26 protein-coding genes are annotated in these 26,787 nt (G+C 73.5%); 19 read left to right on the top strand and 7 right to left on the bottom strand.

The window, feature by feature from the left end:
* Window positions 1–33 precede the first annotated feature (33 nt).
* The 3 genes from MUN78_RS14880 to MUN78_RS14870 are packed head-to-tail and all read left to right on the top strand — an operon-like array spanning window position 34 to window position 2,641.
* Window positions 34–684: an amino acid ABC transporter permease gene (locus MUN78_RS14880; RefSeq protein WP_429951059.1), complete on the top strand. Its 651-nt coding sequence runs from the start codon at window positions 34–36 to the stop codon at window positions 682–684.
* Window positions 681–1,508, top strand: coding sequence for an amino acid ABC transporter permease (locus tag MUN78_RS14875; RefSeq protein WP_244727480.1), 828 nt, complete (start codon window positions 681–683; stop codon window positions 1,506–1,508). The genes MUN78_RS14880 and MUN78_RS14875 overlap by 4 nt, the downstream gene beginning before the upstream one ends.
* Window positions 1,505–2,641, top strand: coding sequence for a pyridoxal-phosphate dependent enzyme (locus MUN78_RS14870; RefSeq protein WP_244727478.1), 1,137 nt, complete (start codon window positions 1,505–1,507; stop codon window positions 2,639–2,641). Before MUN78_RS14875 ends, MUN78_RS14870 begins: the two co-directional genes overlap by 4 nt.
* Before the next feature lie 4 nt (window positions 2,642–2,645).
* Here the strand turns inward: MUN78_RS14870 and MUN78_RS14865 are convergent, their stop codons facing one another.
* Both MUN78_RS14865 and MUN78_RS14860 read right to left on the bottom strand, forming a co-directional pair.
* Complete coding sequence (locus MUN78_RS14865; RefSeq protein ID WP_244727476.1) at window positions 2,646–6,461, bottom strand: efflux RND transporter permease subunit; 3,816 nt, start codon at window positions 6,459–6,461, stop codon at window positions 2,646–2,648.
* A gap of 220 nt (window positions 6,462–6,681) precedes the next feature.
* Window positions 6,682–7,464 carry an SGNH/GDSL hydrolase family protein gene (locus tag MUN78_RS14860; RefSeq protein ID WP_244727474.1) on the bottom strand — a complete coding sequence of 261 codons (783 nt, stop codon included), beginning with the start codon at window positions 7,462–7,464 and terminating at the stop codon, window positions 6,682–6,684.
* Between the two features lie 183 nt (window positions 7,465–7,647).
* On the opposite strand from MUN78_RS14860, the gene rpmB reads away from it, so the two are divergent.
* From rpmB to MUN78_RS14840, 4 genes are all read left to right on the top strand, one after another.
* Window positions 7,648–7,884, top strand: coding sequence for a 50S ribosomal protein L28 (gene rpmB / locus MUN78_RS14855; RefSeq protein ID WP_119074738.1), 237 nt, complete (start codon window positions 7,648–7,650; stop codon window positions 7,882–7,884).
* Complete coding sequence (gene rpmG, locus MUN78_RS14850; protein ID WP_025134216.1) at window positions 7,884–8,051, top strand: 50S ribosomal protein L33; 168 nt, start codon at window positions 7,884–7,886, stop codon at window positions 8,049–8,051. Before rpmB ends, rpmG begins: the two co-directional genes overlap by 1 nt.
* A gap of 2 nt (window positions 8,052–8,053) precedes the next feature.
* Window positions 8,054–8,359: a 30S ribosomal protein S14 gene (gene rpsN, locus MUN78_RS14845; protein ID WP_244691985.1), complete on the top strand. Its 306-nt coding sequence runs from the start codon at window positions 8,054–8,056 to the stop codon at window positions 8,357–8,359.
* 193 nt (window positions 8,360–8,552) lie between these two features.
* Window positions 8,553–9,254: a GntR family transcriptional regulator gene (locus tag MUN78_RS14840; protein ID WP_244727472.1), complete on the top strand. Its 702-nt coding sequence runs from the start codon at window positions 8,553–8,555 to the stop codon at window positions 9,252–9,254.
* On the opposite strand, the gene MUN78_RS14835 is transcribed toward MUN78_RS14840, so the two are convergent.
* The gene (locus tag MUN78_RS14835) at window positions 9,243–9,716 is read right to left on the bottom strand and encodes a RidA family protein (RefSeq protein ID WP_244727471.1); all 474 of its coding nucleotides are present in this window, start codon (window positions 9,714–9,716) and stop codon (window positions 9,243–9,245) included. The genes MUN78_RS14840 and MUN78_RS14835 overlap by 12 nt on opposite strands.
* 74 nt (window positions 9,717–9,790) lie before the next feature.
* On the opposite strand from MUN78_RS14835, the gene MUN78_RS14830 reads away from it, so the two are divergent.
* Window positions 9,791–10,549, top strand: a complete 759-nt coding sequence (locus MUN78_RS14830) for a maleate cis-trans isomerase family protein (RefSeq protein WP_244727469.1) — start codon at window positions 9,791–9,793, stop codon at window positions 10,547–10,549.
* On the opposite strand, the gene MUN78_RS14825 is transcribed toward MUN78_RS14830, so the two are convergent.
* On the bottom strand, window positions 10,531–11,031 hold the full coding sequence (locus MUN78_RS14825) for a DUF3830 family protein (protein WP_244727467.1): 501 nt from the start codon (window positions 11,029–11,031) through the stop codon (window positions 10,531–10,533). The genes MUN78_RS14830 and MUN78_RS14825 overlap by 19 nt on opposite strands.
* A gap of 191 nt (window positions 11,032–11,222) precedes the next feature.
* Between MUN78_RS14825 and MUN78_RS14820 the strand changes: the two genes are divergently transcribed.
* The 4 genes from MUN78_RS14820 to MUN78_RS14805 all read left to right on the top strand — a co-directional run bounded on the left by MUN78_RS14820 (window position 11,223) and on the right by MUN78_RS14805 (window position 15,948).
* A complete protein-coding gene (locus MUN78_RS14820) occupies window positions 11,223–11,945 on the top strand; it encodes a maleate cis-trans isomerase family protein (RefSeq protein ID WP_244691976.1) in 723 nt (240 codons plus the stop codon).
* Between the two features lie 95 nt (window positions 11,946–12,040).
* Entirely contained in the window at window positions 12,041–13,444 is a 1,404-nt protein-coding gene (locus MUN78_RS14815; RefSeq protein ID WP_244691975.1) for an MFS transporter, read from the top strand.
* Window positions 13,445–13,495: 51 nt separating this feature from the next.
* The gene (locus MUN78_RS14810) at window positions 13,496–15,154 is read left to right on the top strand and encodes an amidohydrolase (protein WP_244727466.1); all 1,659 of its coding nucleotides are present in this window, start codon (window positions 13,496–13,498) and stop codon (window positions 15,152–15,154) included.
* Window positions 15,151–15,948 carry an SDR family NAD(P)-dependent oxidoreductase gene (locus tag MUN78_RS14805; protein ID WP_244727464.1) on the top strand — a complete coding sequence of 266 codons (798 nt, stop codon included), beginning with the start codon at window positions 15,151–15,153 and terminating at the stop codon, window positions 15,946–15,948. The genes MUN78_RS14810 and MUN78_RS14805 overlap by 4 nt, the downstream gene beginning before the upstream one ends.
* On the opposite strand, the gene MUN78_RS14800 is transcribed toward MUN78_RS14805, so the two are convergent.
* Window positions 15,902–16,843, bottom strand: coding sequence for a LysR family transcriptional regulator (locus tag MUN78_RS14800; RefSeq protein WP_244727462.1), 942 nt, complete (start codon window positions 16,841–16,843; stop codon window positions 15,902–15,904). The genes MUN78_RS14805 and MUN78_RS14800 overlap by 47 nt on opposite strands.
* 131 nt (window positions 16,844–16,974) lie before the next feature.
* Here MUN78_RS14800 and MUN78_RS14795 point away from each other — a divergent pair, with 131 nt between their 5' ends.
* From MUN78_RS14795 to MUN78_RS14770, 6 genes are all read left to right on the top strand, one after another.
* A complete protein-coding gene (locus tag MUN78_RS14795; protein ID WP_244691968.1) occupies window positions 16,975–18,159 on the top strand; it encodes a M24 family metallopeptidase in 1,185 nt (394 codons plus the stop codon).
* Complete coding sequence (locus tag MUN78_RS14790) at window positions 18,156–19,376, top strand: aminotransferase-like domain-containing protein (RefSeq protein ID WP_244727460.1); 1,221 nt, start codon at window positions 18,156–18,158, stop codon at window positions 19,374–19,376. Before MUN78_RS14795 ends, MUN78_RS14790 begins: the two co-directional genes overlap by 4 nt.
* The gene (locus MUN78_RS14785; RefSeq protein ID WP_244727458.1) at window positions 19,373–20,662 is read left to right on the top strand and encodes a M20 family metallopeptidase; all 1,290 of its coding nucleotides are present in this window, start codon (window positions 19,373–19,375) and stop codon (window positions 20,660–20,662) included. The genes MUN78_RS14790 and MUN78_RS14785 overlap by 4 nt, the downstream gene beginning before the upstream one ends.
* A complete protein-coding gene (locus MUN78_RS14780) occupies window positions 20,655–21,407 on the top strand; it encodes an SDR family NAD(P)-dependent oxidoreductase (RefSeq protein WP_244691962.1) in 753 nt (250 codons plus the stop codon). The genes MUN78_RS14785 and MUN78_RS14780 overlap by 8 nt, the downstream gene beginning before the upstream one ends.
* 110 nt (window positions 21,408–21,517) lie before the next feature.
* A complete protein-coding gene (locus MUN78_RS14775; RefSeq protein WP_244727456.1) occupies window positions 21,518–23,032 on the top strand; it encodes an NAD-dependent succinate-semialdehyde dehydrogenase in 1,515 nt (504 codons plus the stop codon).
* 11 nt (window positions 23,033–23,043) lie between these two features.
* Window positions 23,044–24,363: an aminotransferase class III-fold pyridoxal phosphate-dependent enzyme gene (locus MUN78_RS14770; RefSeq protein WP_244727455.1), complete on the top strand. Its 1,320-nt coding sequence runs from the start codon at window positions 23,044–23,046 to the stop codon at window positions 24,361–24,363.
* 31 nt (window positions 24,364–24,394) lie between these two features.
* Here the strand turns inward: MUN78_RS14770 and MUN78_RS14765 are convergent, their stop codons facing one another.
* On the bottom strand, window positions 24,395–25,096 hold the full coding sequence (locus MUN78_RS14765; RefSeq protein ID WP_244691956.1) for a GntR family transcriptional regulator: 702 nt from the start codon (window positions 25,094–25,096) through the stop codon (window positions 24,395–24,397).
* Between the two features lie 219 nt (window positions 25,097–25,315).
* Between MUN78_RS14765 and MUN78_RS14760 the strand changes: the two genes are divergently transcribed.
* A complete protein-coding gene (locus MUN78_RS14760) occupies window positions 25,316–25,594 on the top strand; it encodes an HU family DNA-binding protein (RefSeq protein WP_244691954.1) in 279 nt (92 codons plus the stop codon).
* Between the two features lie 70 nt (window positions 25,595–25,664).
* Here MUN78_RS14760 and MUN78_RS14755 read toward each other — a convergent pair whose 3' ends face one another.
* Window positions 25,665–26,777, bottom strand: a complete 1,113-nt coding sequence (locus MUN78_RS14755) for a 5-methyltetrahydropteroyltriglutamate--homocysteine S-methyltransferase (RefSeq protein ID WP_244727453.1) — start codon at window positions 26,775–26,777, stop codon at window positions 25,665–25,667.
* Window positions 26,778–26,787: the final 10 nt, after the last annotated feature.

Below are 26,787 nucleotides of genomic sequence, written 5' to 3'. Positions count from 1 at the left end.
CCCCGGGGGACCGCCCCGACGAAGGGATCCCGCGTGGACGTCCTGCTCGCGAACGCCGGCGACATCGCCGCCGGGTTCCTGATGACCCTGAGGCTGCTGCTCTTCGGCGGCCTCGGCGCGCTCGTGCTCGGGGTGCTCGTGGCGATCATGCGGATCTCGCCGATCGCCTCGCTGCGCGCCTTCGCGACGGTCTACACGGAGCTCTTCCGCAACACTCCGCTCACGCTGCTGCTGTTCTTCATGGTGTTCGTGCTGCCGATGATCGTGCCGGACAAGCCGCCGTACGTGGTGCTCGCCTCGATCGGCCTCGCTATCTACACCTCGCCATTCGTCGCCGAGGCCCTGCGCAGCGGCATCAACGGCGTGCCGGTCGGGCAGGCCGAGGCCGCGCGCTCGATCGGCCTGCCCTTCGGGCAGACCCTCACGCTCATCGTGCTGCCGCAGGCGCTGCGGATGGTCGTGCCTCCGCTCATCAACGTCTTCATCGCCCTCACGAAGAACACCTCGGTGGCCGGCGGCTTCTTCGTCGTGGAGCTCTTCGCCACCGCGCGTCAGCTCACCAACGCCAACGGGCAGGCCGTCATCCCCATCCTCGTCGGCGTCGCCTGCTTCTACCTGCTGATCACCATCCCGCTCGGCCTCATCGCCGGGCAGATCGAGAAGAAGGTGCGGGTGCTGCGATGACCCAGGCCAACGTCCTGTACGACGCCCCGGGGCCGCGGGCCCGCGCGCGCTCCCGCGTCATCTCCGTCGTCGGCGTGATCGCCCTCGTCGCGCTACTCGGCTGGGTGGTGTGGCGACTCGCGCAGCCGCAGGTCGCCGTCAACGGCAACGAGACGCCCGGCATGTTCTCGCCCAGCCGCTGGGACGTGCTCGCCTACGGCGAGGTGTGGCGCTACATCGTGTCGGGCGTCTGGAACACGCTCAGGGCCGCCTTCACCGCCATGGTCGGCGCGATGCTCGTCGGCATGCTCTTCGCCTTCGGCCGGCTCGCGGAGCGCGCCTGGATCCGGGTGCCGGTGACCGTCGTGCTCGAGTTCTTCCGCGGCATGCCCGTGCTGCTCATGATGCTCTTCATCCTCCTCGTGGCAGCGACCGGCGCCTTCTGGGCCGTCGTCATCGCGCTCATCGTCTACAACGGGGCGATCATCGGCGAGGCGCTGCGGGCCGGCATCGTGGCGCTGAACACGGGCCAGCGGGAGGCCGGCCTGTCCATCGGGCTCACGCCCGTGCGCACCCGGCTCATGATCGAGTTCCCGCAGGCCTTCACCCAGATGCTGCCGATCATCATCGCGCAGATGGTCGTGCTGCTGAAGGACACCTCGCTCGGCTACATCGTGGCGTACCCCGAGCTCGCGTCGACCGTGAAGAACGCCTCGAACTTCTACGGCAACGGCTACATGTTCACCTTCTGGGTGGTCGCCGTCGCCATCTACCTGGCCATCAACCTCACGGTGTCGTGGATCGGCCGCCGGGCCGCCCGCATGGCGGCCGCCAGGCGGGCGTGACCCCGGCCTACGTCGACCCGGCGGACGGGCGCCGCTACCCGCTCGCCGTGCCGCGATGGCGCGGGGACCCGGCCGCCGGCGGTCCGGAGGCGGGCGGCGCCGCGCGGGGTCCGCTCCGCATCACGCCGCACGCCGGACTCGGCTCCGGCGAGCCCGAGACCGGTGCGCGCGGCGTCTGGCGCTACCGCGCCGCCCTGCCGGTCGAGGTGCCCGAGCCGATCTCCCTCGGCGAGGGCGGCACCCCGCTCGTGCCGCTGCCCTGGGCGGGGGCCGGCGTGCTCGGCAAGCTCGAGTGGTGCTCGCCGACGGGGAGCTTCAAGGATCGCGGGGCGAGCGTCATGCTGTCCGTGCTGCGCGCCCAGGGGGTCGACGCCGTCATCGAGGACTCCTCGGGCAACGGCGGCGCCGCGGTCGCGGCCTACGCCGCGGCGGGAGGGATGCGGGCCGCGGTGTTCGCACCGGCATCGACCTCGCCGGCGAAGCTCGTGCAGGCCCGGGCGCACGGCGCGCGCATCGAACTCGTGGACGGTCCGAGGGAGGCGGCGCAGGCGGCCGCGATCGCCGCGGCCGAGCGCGGCGAGGGATGCTACGCGAGTCACAATTGGCAGGCGTTCTTCCTCGAGGGGACGAAGTTGTTGGCCTATGAGATCTGGGAGGATCTCGGCCGCCGCGCCCCCGACTGCGTCGTGCTGCCCGTCGGCGCGGGGAGCAGCCTGCTCGGCTGCGCCATCGGCTTCGGCGAGCTGCTGCGCTCCGGGAGGATCTCGCGGCTGCCGCGGCTCTACGCCGCGCAGCCGCTGCACTGCTCGCCGCTCGACGCCGCGCATCGCGCCCCCGGAGCGGCCCCGCGGCCGGTGCTGCCGACCGTCGCCGAGGGCACCGCGATCGCCCGGCCGCTGCGCCTGCGCGACATGCTCGACGCGGTCCGGGAGAGCGCGGGCGGCACGGTGGCCGTCTCCGAGGCGGGCATCCGCGCGGCGCACGCCGCCCTCGCCGCCCGCGGCCTCTACGTCGAGCCGACGAGCGCGACGGCCGCGGCGGGTCTCGCCGAGCTGCGCGCGTCGGGCGACATCGGGGCGGGGGAGACCGCGATCCTCGTCCTCACCGGGTCGGGGCTGAAGACCGCGGCGTAGCCGTTCACTCCCCGGGCTCGGGATCGGGCGCGTCCCGTCCGGCGCGCCGCGCGGCACGGCGCTCGGCACGGCGCTCGGCCCGGTGCTCGGCCGCGAGGCGGCGGCGCTCCGCGCGGGCCGCGCGCCGTTCGGCTCCCGCGCGCCGTCGATCCTCGGCGAAGCCCTGCTGGGCGTCCCTGGCCTCCGCGGCGGCCTCGGCGATGGGCTCGGAGCGGAGCCCGGCGCCGCCGGTACCCGCCCGCCGCGCGCGACGTTCGGCCCGCTTCGCGAGCCGTCGCTCGTGCCGCCGCTCCACGAGGGTGTAGAGGATCGGCACGAGGATCAGCGTGAGCAGCGTCGACGACACGAGCCCGCCGATCACGACGATGGCGAGCGGCTGGGAGATGAAGACCCCGCCGCCGGTGAGCCCGAGCGCCATGGGCACGAGGGCGAACACCGTCGCCGCCGCGGTCATGAGGATCGGCCGCAGTCGCAGCCGGGTGCCGTGCTCGACGGCCTCGGCGAGCGTGGCGCCCGCCTCGCGCAGGCGGTTCATGAGGTCCATGAGCACGATCGCGTTCGTCACCACGATGCCGATGAGCATGAGGAGGCCGATGAGCGCGGGGAGCCCGAGGGCCGTACCGGTCGCGAGGAGGCCGAGGATCGCGCCGGTCGCGGCGAACGGGACCGAGATGAGCAGGATCAGCGGACCCCGGAAGCTGCGGAACGTCGCGACCATGACGAGCAGCACGAGCATGATGGCCGCGAGCATCGCCGTGCCCAGCTGCCCGAACGCCTCGTCCTGCTCGGCGGCCGCGCCGCCCTGCTCGAAGGTCACGCCCGCGGGCAGTTCGGCCGTCGCGATCGCCTCGTCGATCGCGAGGCTCGCCTCGGTGAGGCGCCCGTCCTCCGGCGTCACGGTGAGGGTGACCTGGCGCTCGCCGTCGGCGCGGGTGATGGTGGGGGCCGTGAGCTCCTCCGTGACCTGCGCGATGGCCGAGAGCGGGATCGCGGTGCCCGTCACCTCGGCGGCGGCGCGCTGCTCCGCCTCCGCGGCCTCCGCCTCGGCGGCCTGCTCCGCGGCGTCGCGCTGCGCCTGCTGCAGCGCCGCGATCTGCTCGTCCATGCCGGCGACGCCCGACTGGGCGCCCTCCAGCGCGCCCTGCAGCGCGGCGATCTGCTCGGCGCGCTCCTGCTGCGCGCGGAGCATCGCATCCTCCTCGGGGCTGCGCGGCTCCTCGGGGACGACGGGGGCCTGCACGAGCGCCGCGAGCTGCTCGTTCAGCGCTCCGATCTGGGCCGCGAGCTCGGCGCGCTGCTGCGAGGCCTCGGCGAGCTGCCCGGCGAGCTCGTTCTCGGCGCCGGCCTGCGCCTCGGCGGCCTGGGCCTTGGCGCGCTCCTCGAGCGCGTCGGCGGCCGCCTTCTGGGCCGCGGCGGTCTGCTGCGCCGTCACCGGGAGGAGGATCTCCCCGAGCCGGTCGGCCGTCCGCTCCGCGCCCGGGGTGCGCAGCACGATGTCCCGCTCGCGCCCCTCGAACATGAGCGTGCCGACGGTCTCCCCGGCGAGCGCGTGCTGCACGGCGGCGGCGATCGTCGCGCGGTCGAAGCCCAGGCGGGTCGCCTCCGCCTCGTCGACGGCGACGCGCAGCACGGGCTGCTCGCCCGTCAGCTCGCTGCGCACCGAGCGCACCCCGTCGGCCTCCCCGAGCTGCTCCTCGAGCTGCTCGCTCGCCGTGCGCAGCGCCGCGGGGTCGTTGCCCGCGATCTGGAGCGCGATGCCCTCCCCCGTGCCTGCGGTGAAGGCGTCCTGCGAGGCCAGCGCGAGTTCGCCCGCGTCGGGGAGCCCGTCGATGGCGCGCTCGACGGCCGCCTCCACCGTCGCGGCCTCGGCCCCCTCGTCGAGCTGCAGGTCGTACCCGATCTCGGTCGGGGTGCCGGGGGTCGGCACGGGGATCGAGGTCATGACGTCGGCGATCCCGGGGATCTCCGCGAGCGCGGCCTCCACGGGCTCCGCCGCGGCGACGAGATCGTCGGCGGCCTCCGCGGGCGGCGCCTGGGTGAGCCGCAGCGTCTCCTGGCCCGACGAGCCGAGGAAGTCGGTCTGCAGGAACGCCGTCATGGCGAGCGTCGCGACGAGCAGCGCCCCCGAGGTCACGAGCGTGATGACGGGGTGCCTGCGGGTGGCGCGCAGCGCCGGCATGCAGGCGCGCTGCAGGCGGTCGGGCGCGGTGTCGAGCTCCGCGAGTTCGCCGTGCTCCGCGAGCTCGGTGTGCTCCGCGAGTTCTGCGTGCTCCGCGGGCTCGGTGTGCTCCGCGAGTTCTGCGGGCTCGGGATCGGGCGACTCCTCTCCGCCCGCCGCGTCGCGCCGCGGGGCGGGGGCGTTCCGCAGGAACCAGTAGGCGAGCACCGGGACGATGGTGAGCGCGACCACGAGCGACGCGACGAGCGCGAGCGAGACGGTGATCGCGAAGGGCCGGAAGAGCTGGCCCGCGATGCCCGAGACGAAGGCGATGGGGAGGAACACGGCGACCGTGGTCAGCGTGGAGGCGGTGATGGCGCCCGCGACCTGCCGCACGGAGGCCACGACCCCGGCCGTGGTGAGCGGACCGCTCCCGCGGCGCCTGCTGATGTTCTCGATGACGACGATGGAGTCGTCCACGACGCGGCCGATCGCGATCGTGAGCGCGGCGAGGGTGAGGATGTTCAGGGTGTTGCCGCTCCACCACAGCCCGATGAGGGTGATGAGCAGCGAGAGCGGGATCGACACCGCCGCGATGATGGTCGAGCGCCACGACCAGAGGAAGGCGAGGATGACGAGCACCGCGAACAGGAGCCCGAGCCCGCCCTCGACCGAGAGGTCGTGGATCGACTGCTCGATGAAAGGGGCCTGGTCGAAGATCGTGACGAACTCGGCGTCGAGCACGGGTGCGAGCCGGTCGAGCTCCGCGTGCACCGCGTGGGAGATGTCGACGACGTTGGCGCCCTGCGTCGGGGTGATCTGCAGCGTGAGCGCGGGCTTGCCGTTGACGCGCGAGAGCGCCTCGGCCGGGACCGTGTCGGCCGTGACGTCGGCGACGTCCTGGATGCGCACGACGCCGTCGGCGGTCGGGAGGGGCAGTGCGGCGATGTCCTCCACCGAGGCGAGGCCGGTGCCCACGGTGACGGGGATGGGCCCGTCCTCCGACGCGGCCTGCCCGGCGGGCAGCGCCGCTCCGTGCGCCTGGAGCACCGGCCCGATCGCCGCGGGATCGACGTCGAGCCGCTGCAGGTCGGCCGGGAGCAGGGCGATCGAGATCCGCTGCTCCGCCTGGCCGGCGAGCTCGACGGTGCGCACCCCCGGCACGGCCTGCAGCGCGGGCACGACCGTCTGCTCGAGCGCGTCGCCGAACGCCTCGCCCGCGTCGCTCGATCCCGCGCTGAGCACCATCGCGGGCATGTCGTCCGCCCCGCCGGAGACGACCTGGGTCTCGGTGCCCGAGGGGAGCGCGGAGCGCAGTCCGTCCACGGCGGAGCGGATCGTGCGCAGCGTCTCCTCGTCATCGCCGCCGAACGGCCACTCGACGAGGATCTGCGCACTCCCGCTCGTGGTGGTCGACGTGACGCTCGTCACGCCGGGGATGGCCCGCAGCGCCTGCTCGACCGGCTCCGTAACGGCCGTCGCCATCTCCTCGGGCGCGAGCCCGGAGGAGCCGGCCGCGACGTACGCCATCGGCACCTGCATCGACGGCATGAGCTCCTGCTTGAGCGCCCCCATGGAGACGATGCCGAGGACGGCGACCGCGAGGGTCGTGAGGCCCACGATGAGGCGGTTCTTGAGGCTCGTGCGGGTGAGGAGGGACATGGCGCCTTTCGGGCGGGCGCGGCGGCGTCGGGCCTCCCTGGCGGGAGTCGCCGGCCGGCGCGCGGACGGGGAAGCGCGGACCGGACGAGGTCGCGTCGCTCCAGTCTTCCCCCCGCGGTGCGGGGTCCGCATCGTGCCGGGGTACCATTTCCGCTCATCCCCCGGGAGGATTCCGGGAACCCCGAATCCTCCGGAGGGATGGCCCGCCGCGGCGCCCGCCTCAGCGCCGCGGGACGACCGTCACCCAGGCGGGGTGCTTCGCGGTGCGTCCGTCGCCGCTCGAGCGCCCGGTGAGACGGCGGCCGACCCACGGCAGCACGTGCTCGCGGGAGTAGCGCAGCTGCTCGCGCAGCGTCGGGGCCGCGATCGGTTCGGCATCGACGATCCAGTCGCGCGGCTGTGGGTGCCCGAGGGCGCGCAGCACGTTGGCGGCGACGCGATGATGCCCCACGGCCGCCAGGTGCAGGCGGTCGTGCGACCAGTACTGCCGGCCCGCGAGCTCGGCGTCGTTCCAGTTGTCTGCGAAGGCGCCGATGCCGAGCCGCTCGACGATCCCGCGCGCCGCCGCGACGAGCGCGTCGCCCTTCGCGCGGACCCGCGCCCCGCTCGGGAGCCCGCCCGTGGGGTTCGCCCCCGCGAGCAGCAGGGGCTCCGCGCCCGCCTCCTGGATGCGGCGGAGTGCGCGCTCCGTCTGCGCGGCGATCCACGCGATGTCGGTGCCGGGCCGGAGCATGTCGTTGCCGCCGCCGTTGAAGCTCACGAGGGTGGGGCCGAGCGCGAGGGCGGGCTCGAGCTGCTCCGCGATGATGGGCGCCAGGAGCCGGCCGCGGATCGCGAGGTTCGCGTACTGCACGGGGGCGCCCGTCGCGTCGGCGAGCCCCTGGGCGACGAGGTCGGCCCAGCCCCGCACCGAGCCGTCCGGCCGTTCGTCGCCGACGCCCTCCGTGAAGCTGTCGCCGATCGCGACGTAGCGGAGGGCGGCGGGCCGGGGCGTCTCGATCACCCGTCCAGCGTACGCCCGTCCGCGGCTTGCCAGAACGCCCGGGGTGGTCTAAGCTCGATCTTTGGCTGTGCGCAGTCCCAGCGCACGGACCGCGGGACCCCGATCCGGAACATCGATCCGGGGGCCTGCAGACAAGAAATCTTGGGTGGGGTCGTCCGGCTCCACGGTATGAGAGGAACCACCATGGCAGCAGTGTGCCAGGTGACCGGCGCCGTTCCCGGCTTCGGTCACAACATCTCGCACTCGCACCGTCGCACCAAGCGCCGGTTCGATCCGAACATCCAGAAGAAGACCTACTTCGTGCCCTCGCTCGGCCGCAAGGTGACCCTCACCCTGTCGGCCAAGGGCATCAAGGTGATCGATGCCCGCGGCATCGACGCCGTGGTCGCCGATCTCCAGAAGCGCGGGGTGAAGTTCTAATGGCGAAGGACAAGGACGTACGTCCGATCATCAAGCTCCGCTCGACGGCGGGCACCGGGTTCACCTACGTGACGAAGAAGAACCGTCGCAACACCCCCGACCGCCTCGTGCTCAAGAAGTACGATCCGGTGGTCCGCAAGCACGTCGACTTCCGAGAGGAGCGTTAATCATGGCCAAGAAGAGCATGATCGCGAAGAACAAGCAGCGTCAGGCCATCGTCGCCCGCTACGCCGAGAAGCGCCTCGAGCTGAAGAAGGCCCTCGTCGACCCCAACGGGACCGACGAGAGCCGCGAGGCCGCCCGCGTGGCCCTGCAGAAGCTCCCCCGCAACGCCTCGCCGGTGCGCGTGCGCAGCCGCGACGTCATCGACGGGCGTCCCCGCGGCGTCCTGTCGAAGTACGGCGTCTCCCGTGTGCGCTTCCGCGACATGGCGCACCGCGGCGAGCTGCCCGGCATCACGAAGTCGTCCTGGTAGGACGCGGCGACGCCGTCCGGTGACGGGCGGAGCGCCGAGCGGGCGCGGATCCTCCGGGGATCCGCGCCCGCTTTCGTCATCCCCCGGCGGCTCGCGTAGAATGCGGGGGTCGGGTGCAGGGGTCCGCCGATCAGGCGGACGGCGCGCGGCCCGCCGGCGTCCCGGCGGGTCCCGCGGAGCGGAGGGGGCTGGGATGGTCGAGTTCGCTCCCGTGCGGCCCGAGTCGACCGCGGCGCTCGTCGCGCGCAAGCTCCGCGAGCTCATCTCCGGCGGCGTGTTCCGCCCCGGGCAGCAGCTCATCGAGGTCGATCTCGCCCGGAGCTTCGGGGTGAGCCGAGGGATCCTCCGCGAGGCGCTGCAGCGGCTCGCGCAGGAGGGGCTGCTCGTGAGCCGCCCCAATCGCGGGGTCTTCGTCGCCGAGTTCGGACCCGACGAGGTGTTCGACATCTACACCGCCCGTCTCGCGATCGAGCGCGCCGCCTGTCTCAAGGTGATCGAGGTGCTGGGAGCCGGGCCGGAGCTCGCCGATGCCCTCGATGCGCTGAGCGACCGGCTCGAGGCCGCGGTGCGGGGCGATGCCTCGGAGTCCGCCGCCGTGGATCTCGACATCGAATTCCACGAGTGCATGGTCGCGGCGGCGCGGAGCCCCCGGCTCGACCGGATGCACGCGACGCTCGCGGCCGAGTCGCGGATGTGCCAGCGCGCGCTCGACGGTCCCGTGTATCCGGCCCCCGCGCGCATCGCCGAGCATCGGGGGATCGCCGCCGCCATCCGATCGGGCGATGTGCCGCGACTGCACGTCCTGCTCGCGGCGCACATGGATCGCGCGGTCGAGGCTATCGTCGCGCGCCTCGCCGACGCGCGCGAGGGGGCGCCGGGCGCGCTATCGCCGTAGGGCGATCACGCTCACCTCGACCGGGGCCCCGTCGGGGAGCGCGGCGACGCCGACCGCGGCGCGGGCGTGGCGACCGGCCGCTCCGAACGCCTCGATGAAGAGTTCGGACGCGCCGTCGATCACCCAGGGCTGGCGCGCGAACGCCGGGGTGCAGGCGACGTAGCCGGTGACCGAGACGATGCCGGCCACCTCCCGCAGATCGCCGAGGTGGGCTCGGAGCGCCGACACGGCGCCGAGCGCCGCATCGCGGGCGAGGAGCCGCGCCTCCTCGGGTGCGACGCCGTCGCCGACGATGCCGCGCAGCCGCAGTCGCCCGTCGACGTGCGGGGTCTGCCCCGCGACGCACAGCAGACCGCCGGCCTCCCGCACGGGGACGTAGTTCGCAGCCGGCCGGGGCGGCGGCGGCAGCAGCGGCGCGATGCGGGCGAGGCCGTCAGCGCCTTCGGAGTTCGTACTGGACATTCGGCCTCCCGAGTCGCACTCTAGATGGTAGGAATGTTGACAATCCTACCGGATGATGAGCGAAGGGGAACGAGATGGTCGAGTTGGGGGAGCTGCGGGGCCGGCCCGCGAAGCGGGAGGCGCTCGGGATCGTCGCGCCGTTCGATCTGGAGCTCGATCGCGAGCTGTGGCGGTGGCTGCCGCCGGACGTCGATCTGCTGATGACCCGCACCCCGGCGGTCGGCACCGCGGTGACCGTCGACTTCGCGCGCGAGCTCACGCGCGGCGCCGCGGTGCCCGAGGGGGTGCGCAGCGTCACCGCCGGGCGGGCGCGCGTCGTCGCCTACGCCTGCACCTCGGCGAGCTTCGTCGGCGGGCGGGCGGGCGACGCGGCCATCCGGGCCGCGATGCTCGCCGCCGGCGCCGACGGGGCGATCACCGCCTCGGGTGCGATCGTCGAAGCGCTCCGGGCGCTCGGGGCGGCGCGCGTCGCGGTGGCGACGCCGTACCTTCCCGAGCTCTCCGCGCTGCTCGACGTGTACCTGCGGGAGCACGGGATCGAACCGGTCGTGAACGCCGCCCTCGGCCTCGACCGCGAGATCTGGAACGTGCCGTACGCCCGCACGGCCGAGCTGATCCGCCAGGCGGATCGCCCGGACGCGCAGGCGATCGTGGTGAGCTGCACGAACCTGCCGACGTACGCCCTCATCGCGCCGTTGGAGCGGGAGCTCGGCAAGCCGATCGTCACCGCGAATCAGGCCACGATGTGGGCCGCGCTCGCGCGCATGGGGCGGCGCGCGAACGGACCCGGGCAGGCGCTCGTCGACCCGCCGGGCTACTCCGCGCGCTCGTAGCGCAGCGTCTCGCCCGCCGCCCCGTTCATCCAGAGATCCTGGCATGCCGCGGCGAACTCCCCGAAACCGTCCTCGATCTCGGCGAAGACGTTGCCGGGGATCCAGCCGCGGTCGCCGTTGATGAGCAGGTTGTTCCGGCCGTAGAACACGGCGAGGTCGACGATGCGGTCGCCGGTGTCCCCGCCTTCGCCCGTGCGGTAGCCGTAGCCTGGCGCGCCGAGCTCCGACCCCGTGAAGCTGAAGTAGCAGACGTCGCGCGGGATCGGGGTGATGGTGGTGTTCTCGGGGCCGGGCTCCTCGGAGGCGAACGCCGGAACGAGGTTGTAGATCTCGTTGCGCGCGTACTTGCCGTGGTAGACCTGGCCCTCCTGGGGGAGCGCGTCCCAGACCGCGTCGGCGGTGCGCGGGGCCGCGTCGTCGAGCAGCCGCGCGCGGCAGCTCACGCCGCGCTCGACGAGGGTGATGGTGATGTAGCGGGTCATGGCACTCCTTCGTGATGTGGCGTCGTGGCCCCCGGGTCGGCCGCGTCGCGGGCGGCGCCGCACCGGTTCCGAGGGAATCGATTGACAGGCTAGGTCGGGCCGTGCATCATTGTCAACAATCCTACTGTCCGAAGATATGCGAATCGCCGACGGCCTCGTTGCCACCTCGAGCCCAGCACGAAAGGATCGATATGTCGACCATCGGATTCCTCTACCCCGGGTACGGTGCGGAGGATGACTACCCCTACATGCAGTCGCTGATGCCGGAGGACGTCACCTTGAAGCTCATCCACACCTCCGTGGGCGTCGACGCCCACGAGGTCGATGCGCTGCTCGATCTCGGCCGGAGCGACCGGCTGCTCGCAGGGGCCGAGGCGCTCCGAGCCGACCGGCCCGACGCCGTGCTCTGGGCGTGCACCTCCGGCAGCTTCGTGTTCGGGCTCGAGGGCGCCCGCACCCAGGCGGCAGAGGTCGGTGCGGCGCTCGGCATCCCCGCCTCCTCGACCTCGCTCGCCTTCGTCGACGCGATCCGCGCGCTGGGCGTCGCGCGCGTGGCCATCGCCGCGACCTATCCGGAGGACGTCGCGCGGCACTTCCGCACGCTGCTGGAGGACGCCGGGATCGCGGTCGTGTCGCTCGTCAGCCACGACATCGTGACCGCCGCGCTCGCCGGCGAGCTGGACGACGACGGCGTCGTCGCGCTCGCCGCGAGCAACAACCCGGAGGAGGCCGAGGTCGTCCTCCTCCCCGACACCGCGATGCACACCGCCCGGCTCATCGAGCGCTTGGAGCGGGCGCTCGGCAAGCCCGTGCTCACGGCGAACCAGGTCACGCTCTGGCAGGGGCTCAGGCTCGCGGGCCGGGAGCTCCCCGTGCCCGCGATGGGCGCGCTCTTCGAGCGCACCGGATCCTGAGCCCGGAGCGCACGCGCGTCGGACGACCGAACCCCACCACCACCCCACCACCAGGAACACCAGGAACGCAGAACACCGAGGAACTGGAGAAACCCATGACCGAACTGCCAGCCCCCAGCGCCGCGGGCCCGGCCCGGACGACGGACGTCGACCCGAAGACGATCCGCAAGGCGGTCGCCGCCTCCGCAATGGGCAACGCGATCGAATGGTTCGACTACGGCGTCTACGCCGTCGCGGCCACCTACATCACCCTCAACTTCTTCCCGTCCGACACGGGCACCGGGACCGTCTGGACGCTCGCCACCTTCGCCCTCTCCTTCCTCGTCCGCCCGCTCGGCGGCATGTTCTGGGGCCCGCTCGGCGACCGGATCGGCCGCAAGGGGGTGCTCGCGCTCACGATCCTCATGATGGCGGCGTCGACGTTCCTCATCGGCTGCCTCCCCAACCACGACGCGATCGGGATGTGGGCCCCGGCGCTGCTCATCCTGCTGCGCATGGTCCAGGGCTTCTCGACCGGCGGCGAGTACGGGGGAGCGGCGACGTTCATGGCCGAGTACGCGCCGGACAAGAAGCGCGGCTTCTACGGCAGCTTCCTCGAGACCGGCACGCTCGGCGGATTCGCGCTCGGCTCCCTGATCGTGCTGCTCGTGAGCCTCGCGCTCGGCACCGAGATCATGGGGGAGTGGGGCTGGCGCATCCCGTTCCTCATCGCCGGCCCGCTCGGCCTCATCGGCTTCTATCTGCGGAGCAAGCTCGAGGACACGCCCGTGTTCCAGGAGCAGGAGGAGCAGAACGCGCAGGCGGCGAAGGAGGGCGTGCAGCGCGGCGTGTGGAAGGAGCTCTTCACCCACTACTGGAAGGCGATGCTCATCATGTCGGGGCTCGTCATCGCCCTCAACGTCGTCAACTACACGCTCCTCACCTACATGCCCACCTATCTCGAGCACAGCGTCGGCATCGACCCGACCGTCGTCCTCGTCGTGATGTTCATCGGGCAGTTCGGGATGATGCTCTGCGTGCCGTTCTGCGGCGGGCTCTCCGATCGGCTCCGCCGCAAGCCGATGTGGATCTTCTCGCTCGTCGGGCTCTTCGTCTGCGCGATCCCCCTCTACCTGCTCATGGGGCAGGGACTCGGCTGGGCCATCGTCGCATTCGTGCTGCTCGGGCTCCTCTACATCCCGCAGCTGGCCACCATCTCCGCGACCTTCCCCGCGTTCTTCCCGACGCACGTGCGGTACGCGGGCTTCGCGATCACCTACAACGTGGCGACGGCGATCTTCGGCGGCACCGCTCCGATGGTGAACGAGGCGCTCATCGAGTCCACCGGGTTCATCCTGTGGCCGGCGGTCTACATGATGGCCGCGTGCGTCGTCGGCCTCGTCGCGGCGCTCGCCATGAAGGACACCACGGGCGTCTCGATCCGCACCGCACCGGTCGGCGTCGTCGCGGTCGGCGAGCGCATCCCCGCGCCGGGCGAGGCGGTCGCCCGCCCCGCCTGAGCGGAGCCGGGGCGCGGCGGAGCCGCCGCGCCCCGCACGGAAGGAGGACGCATGCGCGTCGACTGCATCATCGAGCACGCGAGGATCCTCACGCAGGACGAGGAGCGGCCCGCGAGCGACCGGCTCGCGGTGCTGCACGGGCGCGTGGTCGCGCTCGGGGACGACTGCGCCGGGCTCGTGGCCGCGCGCACCGTCGATGCCGGCGGCGCGGTCGTCGTGCCCGGCTTCAACGACGCGCACGCGCACTCCGTCTGGTTCGGCCACACGCTGCTGGAGACGGACCTCTCGGCCTGCGCCGGGCTCGACGAGCTCTACGAGCGGATCGCGCGCGCCGCCGAGCGGGGGCGGTCCGAGCCGGAGGCCGATCCCGATGCGTGGATCGTGGCGTCCGGATACAACCAGATGGACACCGGGGGCGTCTACCCCGACGCCGCGGCCCTCGACCGGGCCGCCGGCGGGCGACCGGTCTGGGTCAAGCACACCTCGGGCCACTCCTGCATCGTCAGCGGACGGGGCATGGCGCTGCTCGGCATCGACGGGACGGAGCGCTTCGACGGGGGCCTCGTCGTCCTCGACGACGCGGGCCGGCCGACGGGCCTGCTCGAGGAGTCCGCGATGGAACTCGTGCAGTCGCGCCTGCTGCCGGCGTCGCAGGACCGGATCGTCGCCGCGCTCGCCGCCGCGGGGGCCGTCTACGCGGCGGAGGGGCTCACGAGCGTGACGGACGCCGGCATCGGCGGCGGCTGGATCGGGCACAGCGCCCAGGAGTTCGCGGCCTATCAGACGGCGCTCGAGCGCGGCCTGCTGCGCACCCGCATGCAGCCGATGCTCGTGGGCGACGTCCTCAGGGACGTCCCGCTCGGCGCGGAGACGTTCCGCGGGCTCCCCGGCGGGCTCCGCAGCGGGCTCGGCGACGAGCGGCTGCAACTCGGGCCCGTCAAGATGTTCCTCGACGGCTCCATCCTCGGCAACACCGCGCGCATGTCGGAGGGGTACTGCAACCACCCGGGCAACCACGGCTACTTCCAGGGAGACGTCGAGGAGATGCGCGGCCGCGCGCTCGCCGCGGCCCGCGCCGGCTGGGCGCTCGCGATGCACGCGGTCGGCGACGAGGCCGTTGGGCTCGCGATCGGGATCCTGCGCGAGCTCGAGGCGGAGGGCGTGCGGCCGCCGCTGCCGCACCGCATCGAGCACGGCGGCGTCGTGACCGACACCCAACTCGCGGAGCTCGCGCGGCTCGGGGTGCCGATCGTGGCGCAGCCGTACTTCCTGCGCGCCTACGGCGACGGGTTCCGGGGATACATCGGGGACGCGCGCGCCGCCGCATCGTTCCGGCTCGCGAGCCTGGTGCGCGCCGGGCTCCCGGTCGCGGGGAGCTCGGACCGCCCCGTCGCACCGGGGCGCCCGCTCGCCGTGATGCAGGCGGCCGTCGAGCGTCTCACGGACTCGGGCTGGGTCTACGGGGCGGATGAACGGCTCACGGCGGCCGAGGCGCTGCGCGCCTACACGGTCGGCTCGGCCGAGGCGACCGGCTGGGGCGGGCGCAAGGGGCGTCTCGCCCCCGGCTACCTCGCGGACCTCGCGGTGCTCTCGGACGACCCCACGCGGGTCGACCCGGGACGGATCGGCCGGATCGAGGTGCTCGCCACCGCCGTCGGCGGCGCGCCCACGCACGACGCGGCGGGCCTGTTCGGAGAGGCGGCGGCATGAGCGGCCGGGGTCTCGGCACCGCCCTGGTGACGGGCGGGACGTCCGGGATCGGGCTCGCGATCGCCCGCGGGCTCGTCGCGCGCGGCTTCGGCGTCGTCGTGACGGGGCGCACGGTCCCCGAGCGGGGCCTCGGCTCGGGGATCCGCGGCATCGCGATCGACCACGCGCGCCCCGACGCGGCCCACGCGGTCGTGGCGGAGCTCGACGCGCTCGGCGACGCGGGCGCGGTCGACTGGGAGGCGGAGCCGCTCACGGCGCTCGTCAACAACGTCGGCCGGCGCCACAACGACCGTATCGCGGAGCTCGAACGCGACTCGCTGCTCGAGACCTTCGCGCTCAACACCGTGTCGCACATGCTGCTCACCCGCGCCCTCGCGCCGCGCCTCGGCGCGGCGGCCGGCGGGCGCGGGGCCGCGGGCGAGCGGCGCAGCACCGCGATCGTCAACATCAGCTCCCGTCTCGCGGCCGTCGGCATGCCGGGCGTGAGCGGCTACGCGGCGAGCAAGGGAGCGCTCAACGCCTTCACCGTGGCCGCGGCGGTCGAGCTCGCGCCGAGCGGCGTGCGCGTCAACGCGGTCGCGCCCGGCATGACGCGCACGCCGCTCATCGCGGCCTGGCTCGCCGAGCAGCCCGACCCCGAGGCCGCGGAGGCGGAGGTCTCGGCGCGCGTCCCGCTCGCCCGGCTCGCGCAGCCGGAGGACATCGCGGGCGCCGCCGTCTTCCTCGCCTCCCCCGAGTCCGGGTACATCACGGGAGCGGTGCTGCCCGCCGACGGCGGCTACACGGCGTCGTGAGCGGCGATCGCGGCCCCGAACGCCGCCGCGATCGCGGCGCGGCACGCCGTGTTCGCCGCGGACCGCTCCGTGCCGCGGCGCAGCACCAGGGCGTGCTCGCGGTGCAGCCCCCGGGGAGATCCGGCGCGGCGCGCACGCGGCGGGGGAGCCCCGCCGCCGCGGTGGCGGGCAGGAAGGCCGCGGCGTGGCCGAGCTCGAGCAGGCGCCGGTGCACGGAGGGATCCGGCGAGACGTAGCGCACCCGCGGCTCGAAGCCTGCGCTCCGGCACAGCCCGAGCGCCCAGCGCGCCGCGTCGCTCGACTCGGGCTCCATCGCCCAGTCGAGCTCGGCCGCGGCGCCGGAGCCCGCGGGCAGGTACGGCACGACGGGCTCGTGCCCGATCCCGATCCGCACGATCCCGGCCGCGGGCGGCCGCGGGTACCCCGCGTACTCGTCGACCACGGCGATGTCGGCGCGCCGCGCCAGCACCTCGGCGAGGGCGCCCTCGGGCTCCCGCTCCTCGAAGACGAGGCGGAGGCCCGGGGCGCTCCGGCCGAGCCGGGCGACGACATCGCCGAGCAGCCCGACGGCGAAGGAGTGGAACCCGACGAGACGCACCTCGCGCGCGCCCGACGGCCCGCCGCCGCGGCCCGTCCGCTGCTCGGCGAGCTCCGCCTCGGCCTCCTCGAGGATGGCGAGCACGTCCTCGGTGCGGCGCACGAGCGCCTCTGCGGCCGGGGTGAGCCTGACGCCGCGGCCGCGCGCCTCGAGCAGCGCGATCCCGAGCGCGCCCTCGAGGCGGCGCAGCTGCTGCGACACGTTCGACGGCGTCGTGCGCAGCGCCTGCGCGGCCGCCGAGATGCCGCCGTGCACGGCGACCTCGCGCAGCAGCGTCAGCTTGTCGACGTCGAGCATCCCGCCTCCTCTCTTCACTGTCGATTCACAATACTGTTCGATCATGCCAGCTTCATCGAAATGTCGAGTCTCCCTAGGCTGGGGGCAGGCACCGTCGCACCGCACGCACCGTCGCACCGCAGGAGGACCCCATGACCGCAGCACTCGTCGCCCCGGCCGAGCTCGACGCGCGCCTGGAACGGGTGCGCGCGGCCATGCGCGGGGCGGAGCTCGACGGGCTCCTCGTCGCCGACCCGGCGAATATCTTCTACCTGAGCGGCTACAACGCGTGGTCCTTCTACACGCCGCAGCTCCTCTTCGTGCCGCTCGAGGGGGAGCCGGTGCTGGCCATGCGCGAGATGGACGCGCTCGGCGCGCACCGGACGGCGATCCGCTACGCGGACGGCGTGCTCGGCTACCCGGAGCCGCTCGTGCACCGGCCCGACACCCACCCGATGGTCTGGGTCGCCGAGCAGCTGCGCGAGCGCGGGCACGCCCGCCGCGGCCGCATCGGCTTCGAGGGCGACGCGCATTTCTTCGCGGTGCGCTCGTACCTCGCCCTGCGCGAGGGGATCCCCGAATGGGACCTCGTGGAGAGCCGGGAGCTCGTGAACTGGGTGCGGCTCGTGAAGTCCGACTTCGAGATCGGCGAGATGCGGGCCGCCGGGCGGGTCGCGAGCGCCGCGATGCGCGCGGCCGTCGACGCGATCGAGGAGGGCGTGCCGCTGTACGAGCTCGCCGCCCGGGTCCAGGCCGCGCAGGCCCGCGGCGTGGCGGGGGCCGACGGCGACTACCCCGCCATCGTCCCGATGTTCCTCTACGGCGACGGCGCGGACACGCCGCACCTCACCTGGACCGACGAGCGCTTCGGCGCCGACACGGCCGTCTCGATCGAGCTCGCGGGCGCGCACCACCGCTACCACGCCCCGCTCGCCCGCACCGTCGCGCTCGGCCGCCCGAGCCCCGAGCTCGAGCGCCTCGCCGCCGTCACGGTCGAGGGCCTCGACGCCGCGCTCGCCGTGCTCGAGCCCGGCAGGACCCCGGCCGACGCGCACGCGGCGTTCTCGCGCGTCCTCGCCGGGCACGGACTCGAGAAGCGCTCCCGCCTCGGCTACTCGATCGGCATCGGCTTCCCGCCGGACTGGGGCGAGCGCACCGTCAGCCTGCGCGCCGACGACCGCACCGAGCTGCGGGAGAACATGACCTTCCACGTCATCGCCGGCATGTGGATGACCGGCTACGGCTTCGAGGCCTCCGAATCCGTGCGCGTGGCCCCCGGTGGCGCCGACGTGCTCACCGACGCCCCGCGACGCCTCATCGTGAAGGAGACGCCATGACCCGCCTGCTCGCCCCGCCGCGTTCCGACCGGGAGCTCGTCGGCTCCCTGATCGATTCCTCGACGGCCCTGCTCGCCGCGCAGACGCACGACGTCGTGCGCTTCGCCATGGGCGCGCCGAGCGAGGACCTCATGCCGATCGCCGAGCTCGACGAGGCCTTCGCCACCGCGCGCCGTGGCCGCTACGACTACGGCGATTCGGCGGGCGAGCCCCGGCTGCGCGAGCAGATTCTCCGGCTCGCCGCCGAGGCCGGCGCCCCCACGCGCGACGAGCGCGTGCTGGTGACGACCGGCGGGATGCAGGGCCTCGACCTCGCGTTCAAGCTCTGCCTCGATCCCGGCGATCTCGTCATCGTCGAGGCGCCCACCTACACGAACGGCCACGCCACGGCGCTCAGCTACGGCGCCGAGGTGCTCGGCGCCCCGACGGACGCGGACGGACTCGTCGTCGACGCGCTGCCCGGGCTCGTGGAGCGCGCCGGCCGGCTCCCGCGGGCGATCTACACGATCCCGACCTTCCAGAACCCGACGGGCGTCACGATGAGCCGCGAGCGGCGCGTGCGCCTGCTCGAGCTCGCCGAACGCTGGGGCGCCCTCGTCATCGAGGACGACCCCTACGGCATGCTCCGCTTCGACGGGGATCCCGCCCCGAGCCTGGCGCAGATCGCCCCGGATCATCCCCTCGTCTTCCAGGTGCGCACCTTCTCGAAGACGATCGCCCCCGGACTCCGCGTCGGATGGATCGACGTCGATCCGGAGCTGCGCGAGCGCGCCGTCGCCGCCAAGCAGGCCATGGACACCTGCACGGGTGTACCGGTCCAGCACGGCGTCGCCGCCTTCCTCGAGGCCGGGCGGCTGCGGCCGCACGTCGACCGGCTGCTGCCGCTCTACCGCGAGCGCAAGGACGCCATGCGCCGCGAGCTCGACCGGGTCTTCGGCGACCGGGTCGTCGCCACCGATCCCGAGGGCGGCTTCTTCCTCTGGCTGACCTTCACCGGCGAGCTCGGAGGCCTCGACACCGAGGCGCTCTTCCCCGATGCGCTCGCCGAGGGCGTCGCCTACATCCCGGGGCCCGCGTTCACCGTCGACGGATCCATGCGGGACGCGCTGCGCCTGTGCTTCGCCACCTCCTCGCCCGAGCGCATCGCCGAGGGCGTCGAACGGCTGGCGCGGGCGGCCGAGCGAACCGCGGGCGGCGGCGCGGGCGGCGTCCGATGAGCGGCGCCGTGGGCGGCGCCGGCGCGGCCGCGCGGGCGATCGCGGCGATCGACGCGGCGCGCATCGCCGCCGACACCTGCGAGCTCATCGGCGGGCGCGGCGAGAACCCCGGCGAGACCGAGGCGGAGACCGTCAGGCGGCTGCGCGCGGCGTGCGAGCGCATCGGCGCGACCGTCGAGCTGCAGGAGCTCGCCCCCGGTCGCCCCAATCTGCACGCCGCGATCGGCCCCGAGGACGGGCCCGCCGTGCTCTTCCTCGGGCACAGCGATGTCGTGCCGGCGGGCGAGGGCTGGAGCGCCGACGCCTTCGCGGCGCGGCGCGTCGCGGGCGTGCGCGGCGAGGCGATCGTCGGCCGCGGCGCCGCCGACATGAAGGGCGGACTCGCCGCGGTGCTCGCCGCGATGGCCGCCGTGCACGGGGAGGCGCCCGGCATCCGGCTCGAGCTCCTGTGCACGGTCGACGAGGAGGACCGCTCGCAGGGGGTGCGCGCCTGGCTCGCCGAGCATCCGCCGCGCGACTACCTCGCCTGCATCGTCGCCGAGCCGACCGACCTCGAGATCGTGATCGGCTGCCGGGGTGCCACGAACCTGGCCGTCGACGTCGTCGGCGCCTCGGCCCATGCCGGTCGGCCGGCGGACGGCGCGAGCTCGATCTCGGCGGCCGCGCGCATCGTGGAGCTCGTGCGCGGACTCCACGACCGCGCCGTCGCCGGTCCCGCCGACCCGCTGCTCGGCACGCCGACATGGAATGTCGGCACCATCGCGGGCGGCAGCGGCACCTCGATGGTGCCGCGCGCGACGAGCCTCACGATCGATCGCCGCACGATGCCGGGGGAGGACCCGGGGCGGATCCTCGACGCGCTCCTCGGCCTCGCCCGCGCCGACATCGCGGCGTCGGGGATCGCCGGCGCCGAGCGCATCGAGGTGCGGGGGCGCGTCGACATGGTCATGCCGGGGTTCCGGGCCGACGACGCGGCGGCCGTGGTCGGCATCGCGGCCGACGCGCTCCGCCGGCTCGGCGCCGCCGTCGCGATCACCGGGTGGACCGCCGCCTGCGAGGGCGGCTTCATCGCCGAGCATCACGGCGCCCCGACGATCATCCTCGGCCCAGGCGACATCAACGCCCAGGCCCACCAGCCCGACGAGCGCGTCGAGCTCGCCGACCTCGTCACGGCGGCCAGGGCCTACGCGCTCATCGCCCTCGGGCTGGCGGCGTCCTCGCCGGCGACGCCGGCCGACCGCGGGCTCCCGCAGACCATCGCAGCAGGAGGAACAGCACATGACTGACGCACGCGTCGCCCTCGTGACGGGCGCCACTTCCGGGATCGGGATCGTCATCGCCGAGCAGCTGCGGGAGCGGGGGCTCCGCGTCGCCGTGACCGGCCGCAGCGCGGAGCGCGGCCGGGAGGTGGAGCGCCGCCTCGGCCCGGGGGCGCGCTTCCTCCGCGCCGACCTGACCGAGACCGGGGCGGCGGCGGAGGTCGTGGCGCGCACCGTCGCCGAGTTCGGTCGGCTCGACGTCGCCGTGAACAACGCCGCCATCGACCACACGAACGAGCTGCTGGAGGTCGGCGAGGAGGAGATCCGCCGCACCTTCGAGACGAACACCTTCGCGGCCATGAACCTGCTCATCGCCGCCGCCCGGCAGATGCGGGAGCAGGGCGACGGCGGCTCGATCGTGAACGTCACCTCCCGTCTCGCGAGCATCGGCGTGCCGACGATGGGGGTCTACAGCGCCTCGAAGGGGGCCATGCTCGCGTTCACGAAGGCGGCAGCGATCGATCTCGCGCCGCATGACATCCGGGTGAACGCCGTGGCGCCCGGCATGACGCGCACACCGCTCTACCAGGAGTGGCTCGACGGCCTGCCCGACCCCGAGGGCGAGGCCAGGCGCGTGGCCGAGGCGATCCCGCTCGGCCGGATCGCCGAGCCCGCCGACGTGGCGGCCGTCGTCGCCTTCCTCGCCTCGCCGGAGGCCGCGTACCTCACGGGCGTCTCGATCCCGGTCGAGGGCGGATACCTGGCGAAGTAGCGACCCGCGCACGGCCCGCACCGTTCGGACCCGATGCGGTGTCGAATGTTGTATTGTAGGACAACGGGACAACGTGTGTCCCGGATGAGCCGCATGGAAGGACGCATCACATGACCCTGCTCACGCCCTCCGCGGAGCGCACCGCCGCCTCCGACGCCGCCCTCGCGAGCCTGCCGGGCTTCGCGAACCACGAGCCGGGCGCGGGCGAGTTCGCGGTGCTCGACCCCTCGACCGAGGAGCGCATCGCCACGCTTCCGAGCTTCGATGCGGCCGCCGCCGTGGAGCAGCTCGGCATCGCCGACGCGGCGGGGCGCGCTTGGGCCGCGACCACGCCGCGCCACCGTTCCGACACCCTCCGCCGGGCGTACGAGGTGCTCCTGGCGAACCGGGACCGGCTCGCGGCGGTGATCAGCCGCGAGATGGGCAAGACCCTCGTCGAGGCCGCCGGCGAGGTGCAGTACGCGGGCGACTACGTCCGCTGGTACGCCGAGGAGCTGCTGCGGCCGGGCGGGAACTACCGCGAGAACCCGGCGGGCGGCTCGACGATCCTCACGAGGCGCGCCCCCGTCGGGCTGTCCGTGCTCATCGCCCCCTGGAACTTCCCCATGGCCATGATCACCCGCAAGATCGCGCCGGCGCTCGCCGCGGGCTGCGGGGCGGTGATCAAGCCCGCGAGCCTCACCCCGCTCACGACGCTGCTCACGGTCGAACTCATGGTCGAGGCCGGGGTGCCGCGCGAGCTCATGCGCGTCGTCACCACCACCGACTCGCGCGCCTTCAGCGAGGCCGTCCTCGCCGACCCCCGCACCCGCAAGATCTCCTTCACCGGTTCGACCGGGGTCGGCTCGACGCTCATGGGCCTCGCCGCGCGGCACGTGGTCAAGAGCTCGATGGAGCTCGGCGGCAATGCGCCCCTCATCGTGTTCGACGACGCGGATCTCGAACGGGCCGTGGAGGGGGCCTACGCCGCGAAGATGCGCAACGGCGGGCAGTCCTGCATCGCCGCCAACCGGATCCTCGTGCAGGACGGCATCGCCGACGCCTTCGTCGAGGCCTTCGCGGAGCGCATGGCCGGCGTGCGGCTCGGGCACGCGATCGCGGAGGGCGCCGGGCTCGGCCCCGTCGTGAACCGGGCCGCGGTCGAGAACTTCTCCCGGCTCGTCGGCGACGCGGTGGAGCGCGGCGCCGAGCTGCGCGCGGGCGGCTCGGCGCGGGAGGGCGCCGGCTACTTCTTCGAGGCGACCGTGCTCGACCGGGTGCCGGCGGGTGCCGAGATCGCGAACACCGAGATCTTCGGCCCGGTGGCGGCGATCAGCCGCTTCTCCGGGGAGGCCGAGGCGATCGCGGCCGCCAACCATACGCCCTTCGGGCTGGCCGGCTACGTCTTCACCGAGAACCTCGACCGGGCCCTCAACGTGGCCGACGCCCTCGAGACCGGCCTCGTGGGCATCAACAACGGCGTCCCCTCCAATCCGGCCGCCCCCTTCGGCGGGGTCAAGCAGTCCGGGCTCGGCCGCGAGGGCAGCGGCGAGGGGCTCGAGGAGTACCAGGAGATCCGTTTCTACAACATCGCCCGCCGAGCGACGGCCGAACCGCGCCCCGCATCCCGCACCGACGCATCCTGAAGGAGCCACGCATGACCACCATCGCCACCCGCCCGAAGCGCATCCGCACCGCGGTGCCCGGCCCCCGCTCGCAGGCCCTCAACGCCCAGCGCGAGGAGTTCGTCTCCGCCTCCGTCTCGCCGCTCCTGCCGGTCTACATCGACCGGGCCGAGGGGTCGATCCTCACCGACGTCGACGGCAACGAGTTCATCGACTTCGGCTGCGGCATCGGCGTCACCTCGCTCGGCCACGGCAACGAGGCGGCGCTCGGCGCCATGCTCGCGCAGAGCCGGAGGTTCACCCACACCCTCTTCACGATCACGCCGTACGAGCTCTACGTCGAGGTCGCCAGGCTCCTCACCGAGATCACCCCCGGAGACTTCGCCAAGAAGTCGGTGCTCTCCTCGACCGGCGCCGAGGCCATCGAGAACGCGGTGAAGATCGCGCGCGCCCACACCCGCCGCAACGGCATCGCCGTGGTCGACCACGGCTACCACGGGCGCACGAACCTCACGCTCGGCATGAACTACAAGGCGCAGCCCTACTCGGCGCACGTCGGTCCCCGTCCGGGCGAGATCTACCGGATCCCGAACTCCTACCCGTTCCAGGACGGGCTCGACGGCGCCGAGGCTGCGCGCCGCGGGATCCGGCAGCTCGAGAAGACCTCGGGCGCCCAGAACCTCGCCTGCCTCGTGATCGAGCCGATCCAGGGGGAGGGCGGCGTGGTCGTGCCCGCCCCCGGATACCTCGAGACGCTGCAGGCCTGGTGCCGTGAGCACGGCATCGTGATCATCGCCGACGAGATCCAGACCGGCCTCGGGCGCACCGGCAGGCTCTACGCGAGCGAGCACTTCGGGCTCGTGCCCGACCTCGTCGTCACGGCGAAGGCGATCGCGGCGGGGATCCCCGTATCGGCGGTCACCGGCCGGTCCGAGATCATGGACGCGATCCCCGCGGGCGGGCTCAGCGGCACCTTCAGCGGCAACCCCGTGGGGTGCGCCGCGGCCGTCGAGGTCATCCGTCAGCTCCGGGAGCCCGGCGTGCTCGAGCGCACCGTCGAGATCGGCGAGCGCATCCAGGCCGGCCTCCGTGCGCTGCAGGCGAAGCACGCCGTCATCGGCGACGTCCGCGGCCTCGGCGCGCTCCACGGCGTCGAGCTCGTCGACGCCGCCGGCGAGCCCGACGCCGCGGCCTTCGCGCGGGTGCACCGCGAGGCCGCGGCGCGGGGCCTCCTCACGATGGCGGGCGGCAGCGACGGGCACGTCCTGCGCCTCCTGCCCCAGGTGAACATCTCCGACGAGCTCATCGACGAGGCGCTGGAGATCCTCGACGCGGCGTTCGCCGCGCGGTAGCGGGCGCTCCGCCGCCGCTCCGGCCGCGCGGCTACCGGGTCGCGGCCGGAGCGGCGGCGGCGATCCGCGCGGTCAGGATCTCGGCGAGCCGCTCGTGGTTCTCCTCGATGTGCCCGGCGAGGAGGTCGTGCGCGCGATCCCGGTCGCCCGAGAGGATCGCATCGATGATCCCCTGGTGGCGGTCGATGATCGACGCCTTCGGATGCGCGTACTCCTCATCGGTGTAGGAGAGCACCGTGAAGTAGAAGACGAGCTCCTTGCCGATCTGCCGGTAGAAGCTGCTCATGCGCTCGCTGCCGAGCAGATCCACGATCGCCTGGTGCAGGGCGAGGTCGGCGGCCACGATGGCCTCGGCCCGCTGCTGCTCCGAGGTGCGCGTGAGCTGCGCGAAGGCCGCGCGGAGCTGCTCGAGCTGCGCCTCGCTCGGCGTGCAGCGCACCGCGGCGAGCTCGAGCTGGCGCCGGGTGCGGGTGAGATCGTCGAGGTCCTCGAGCGTCGGCGTGCTGACGATCGCGCCGCGGTGGATCTCGTACTGCACGAGACGGCTGCGCTCGAGCAGGCGGATCGCCTCGCGCAGGGAGTTCCGCGAGACGCCGAGCTTCGCGGCGAGGCTGCTCTCCCGCAGCGGCTCGCCGGCCGGCAGGGTGCCCGAGACGATGAGCCCCACTAGGGCGTCGGCGACGGCCTCCGCGGTGCTGACCCGGTGGAGCGCGATATCGGAGATCTCAGGCATTGTCCTACAACCTTAGCGCCTCGGGCGCCGGCGGCGCCCCGGTCCGCTTCGGGCGAACAGCGACACGCCGCATCGGGAAATCCGGCGTAAAATCCGCAGAATTCCAACGAACTGGGGTAGATTCGTAGCGATCAACCGATCGGACCCTCCGTAGCGGTGGGGAAACCTGAACCAGATCAGGGGCGTGGCGATCGCGTCGATGCCCTGGAAGGACACAACATGGCACTCAACAAGACCGAGCTCGTCGCGAAGATCGCCGCTGAGACCGGCCAGAGCCAGGCTGCGGTTTCGAGCGTGATCGACGGCCTGTTCGCCGCTGTCTCCGAGACCGTCGCCGGCGGCGAGAAGGTCTCGATCCCGGGGTGGATCTCCTTCGAGACCGCGACGACCGCCGCGCGCACGGGCCGCAACCCCCGCACCGGCGACACCATCGAGATCCCCGCGGGCAAGCGCGTCAAGGTCTCGGTCGGCTCGAAGCTCAAGGCTGCCGTGAAGTAAGTTCACCGCATCGATACGGCCCCGGCCCTCCGCAGGAGGACCGGGGCCGTTCGCGTTCGGCGGGAGCGCGTCAGCCCCAGACCTCCGCGGCGATGTCGACGACGGCGCGGACCTTCGCCCACTGCTCCTCCTCGCTCAGCAGGTTCCCCTCCTCGGTGGAGGCGAAGCCGCACTGGGGGCTGAGCGCCAGCTGCTCGAGCGGGGCGAAGCGCGCGGCGTCCGCGATGCGGCCGCGGATCACCGCGGGATCCTCGAAGGCGCCCGACTTGGTCGTGATGAGGCCGAGGACCACGCGCTTGGGACCCGCGGGGAGGAAGCGCAGCGGCTCGAAGCCGCCGGCGCGCTCGGAATCGTACTCGAGGAAGTAGCCGTCGTAGTCGGTCCCCGCCAGCAGCTGCTCCGCGATGGGCTCGTAGCCGCCGGAGGAGACCCAGGTGGAACGGAAGTTGCCGCGGCAGACGTGGGTCGTGACCGTGAGATCCTCCGGCTGGTCCGCGAGGATGCGATTGATGAGGTCCGCGTAGCGCTCCGCGATCCCGTCGGTGTCGATGCCGCGCGCCCGCGCCTTCTCGAGCTCCTCGGTGCTGCACAGGTACGCCCAGGCCGTGTCGTCGAACTGGAGGTAGCGCGCCCCGAGGGCGTAGAGGGCGCTCACGGCGTCGCGGTAGGCCTGCACGAGGTCGTCGACGATGGCGTCGCGCCCGCCCGGGTAGGCGACCGGGTCGATGTGGCCCTGCTCGAGACGGAAGTCGAGCACGGTGGGCGCGGGTATCGTGAACTTCGCCGCGAGCCCCGCGGCGGCCGCGAGGTCGCGGATGCGGACGAACTGCGCGAGGAACGGGTTGTCGGCGCCGAAGCCGATCGGACCGGAGATGTGCACGCCGCGCGGGCGGGTCTGTACGCCCTGGAACTGGATGCCGTGGTCGAGCTCGACGATGTCGACGCCCTCGAGGGAGCCGAAGAAGTCGAAGTGCCACCAGGACCGGCCGAACTCGCCGTCGGTGGCGAGCCGGAGACCGCTCGCGGCCTGCCGCGCGACGAGATCCGCGATGGCCGCGTCCTCGACGGCTCGGAGCTCGTCGGCCCCGATCCCGCCGTCGGCGAATCGGCGCCTGGCGTCGGCGAGCGGGGCGGGGCGGAGGAAGCTGCCGACGAGGTCGGCGCGGTACGGAGCGGCGTTCATGCTGCGATGA

The organism is Leucobacter allii (genome assembly GCF_022919155.1).
Taxonomy (GTDB): Bacteria; Actinomycetota; Actinomycetes; order Actinomycetales; family Microbacteriaceae; genus Leucobacter; species Leucobacter allii.
This window is presented reverse-complemented; position numbering and strand designations above follow the sequence as displayed.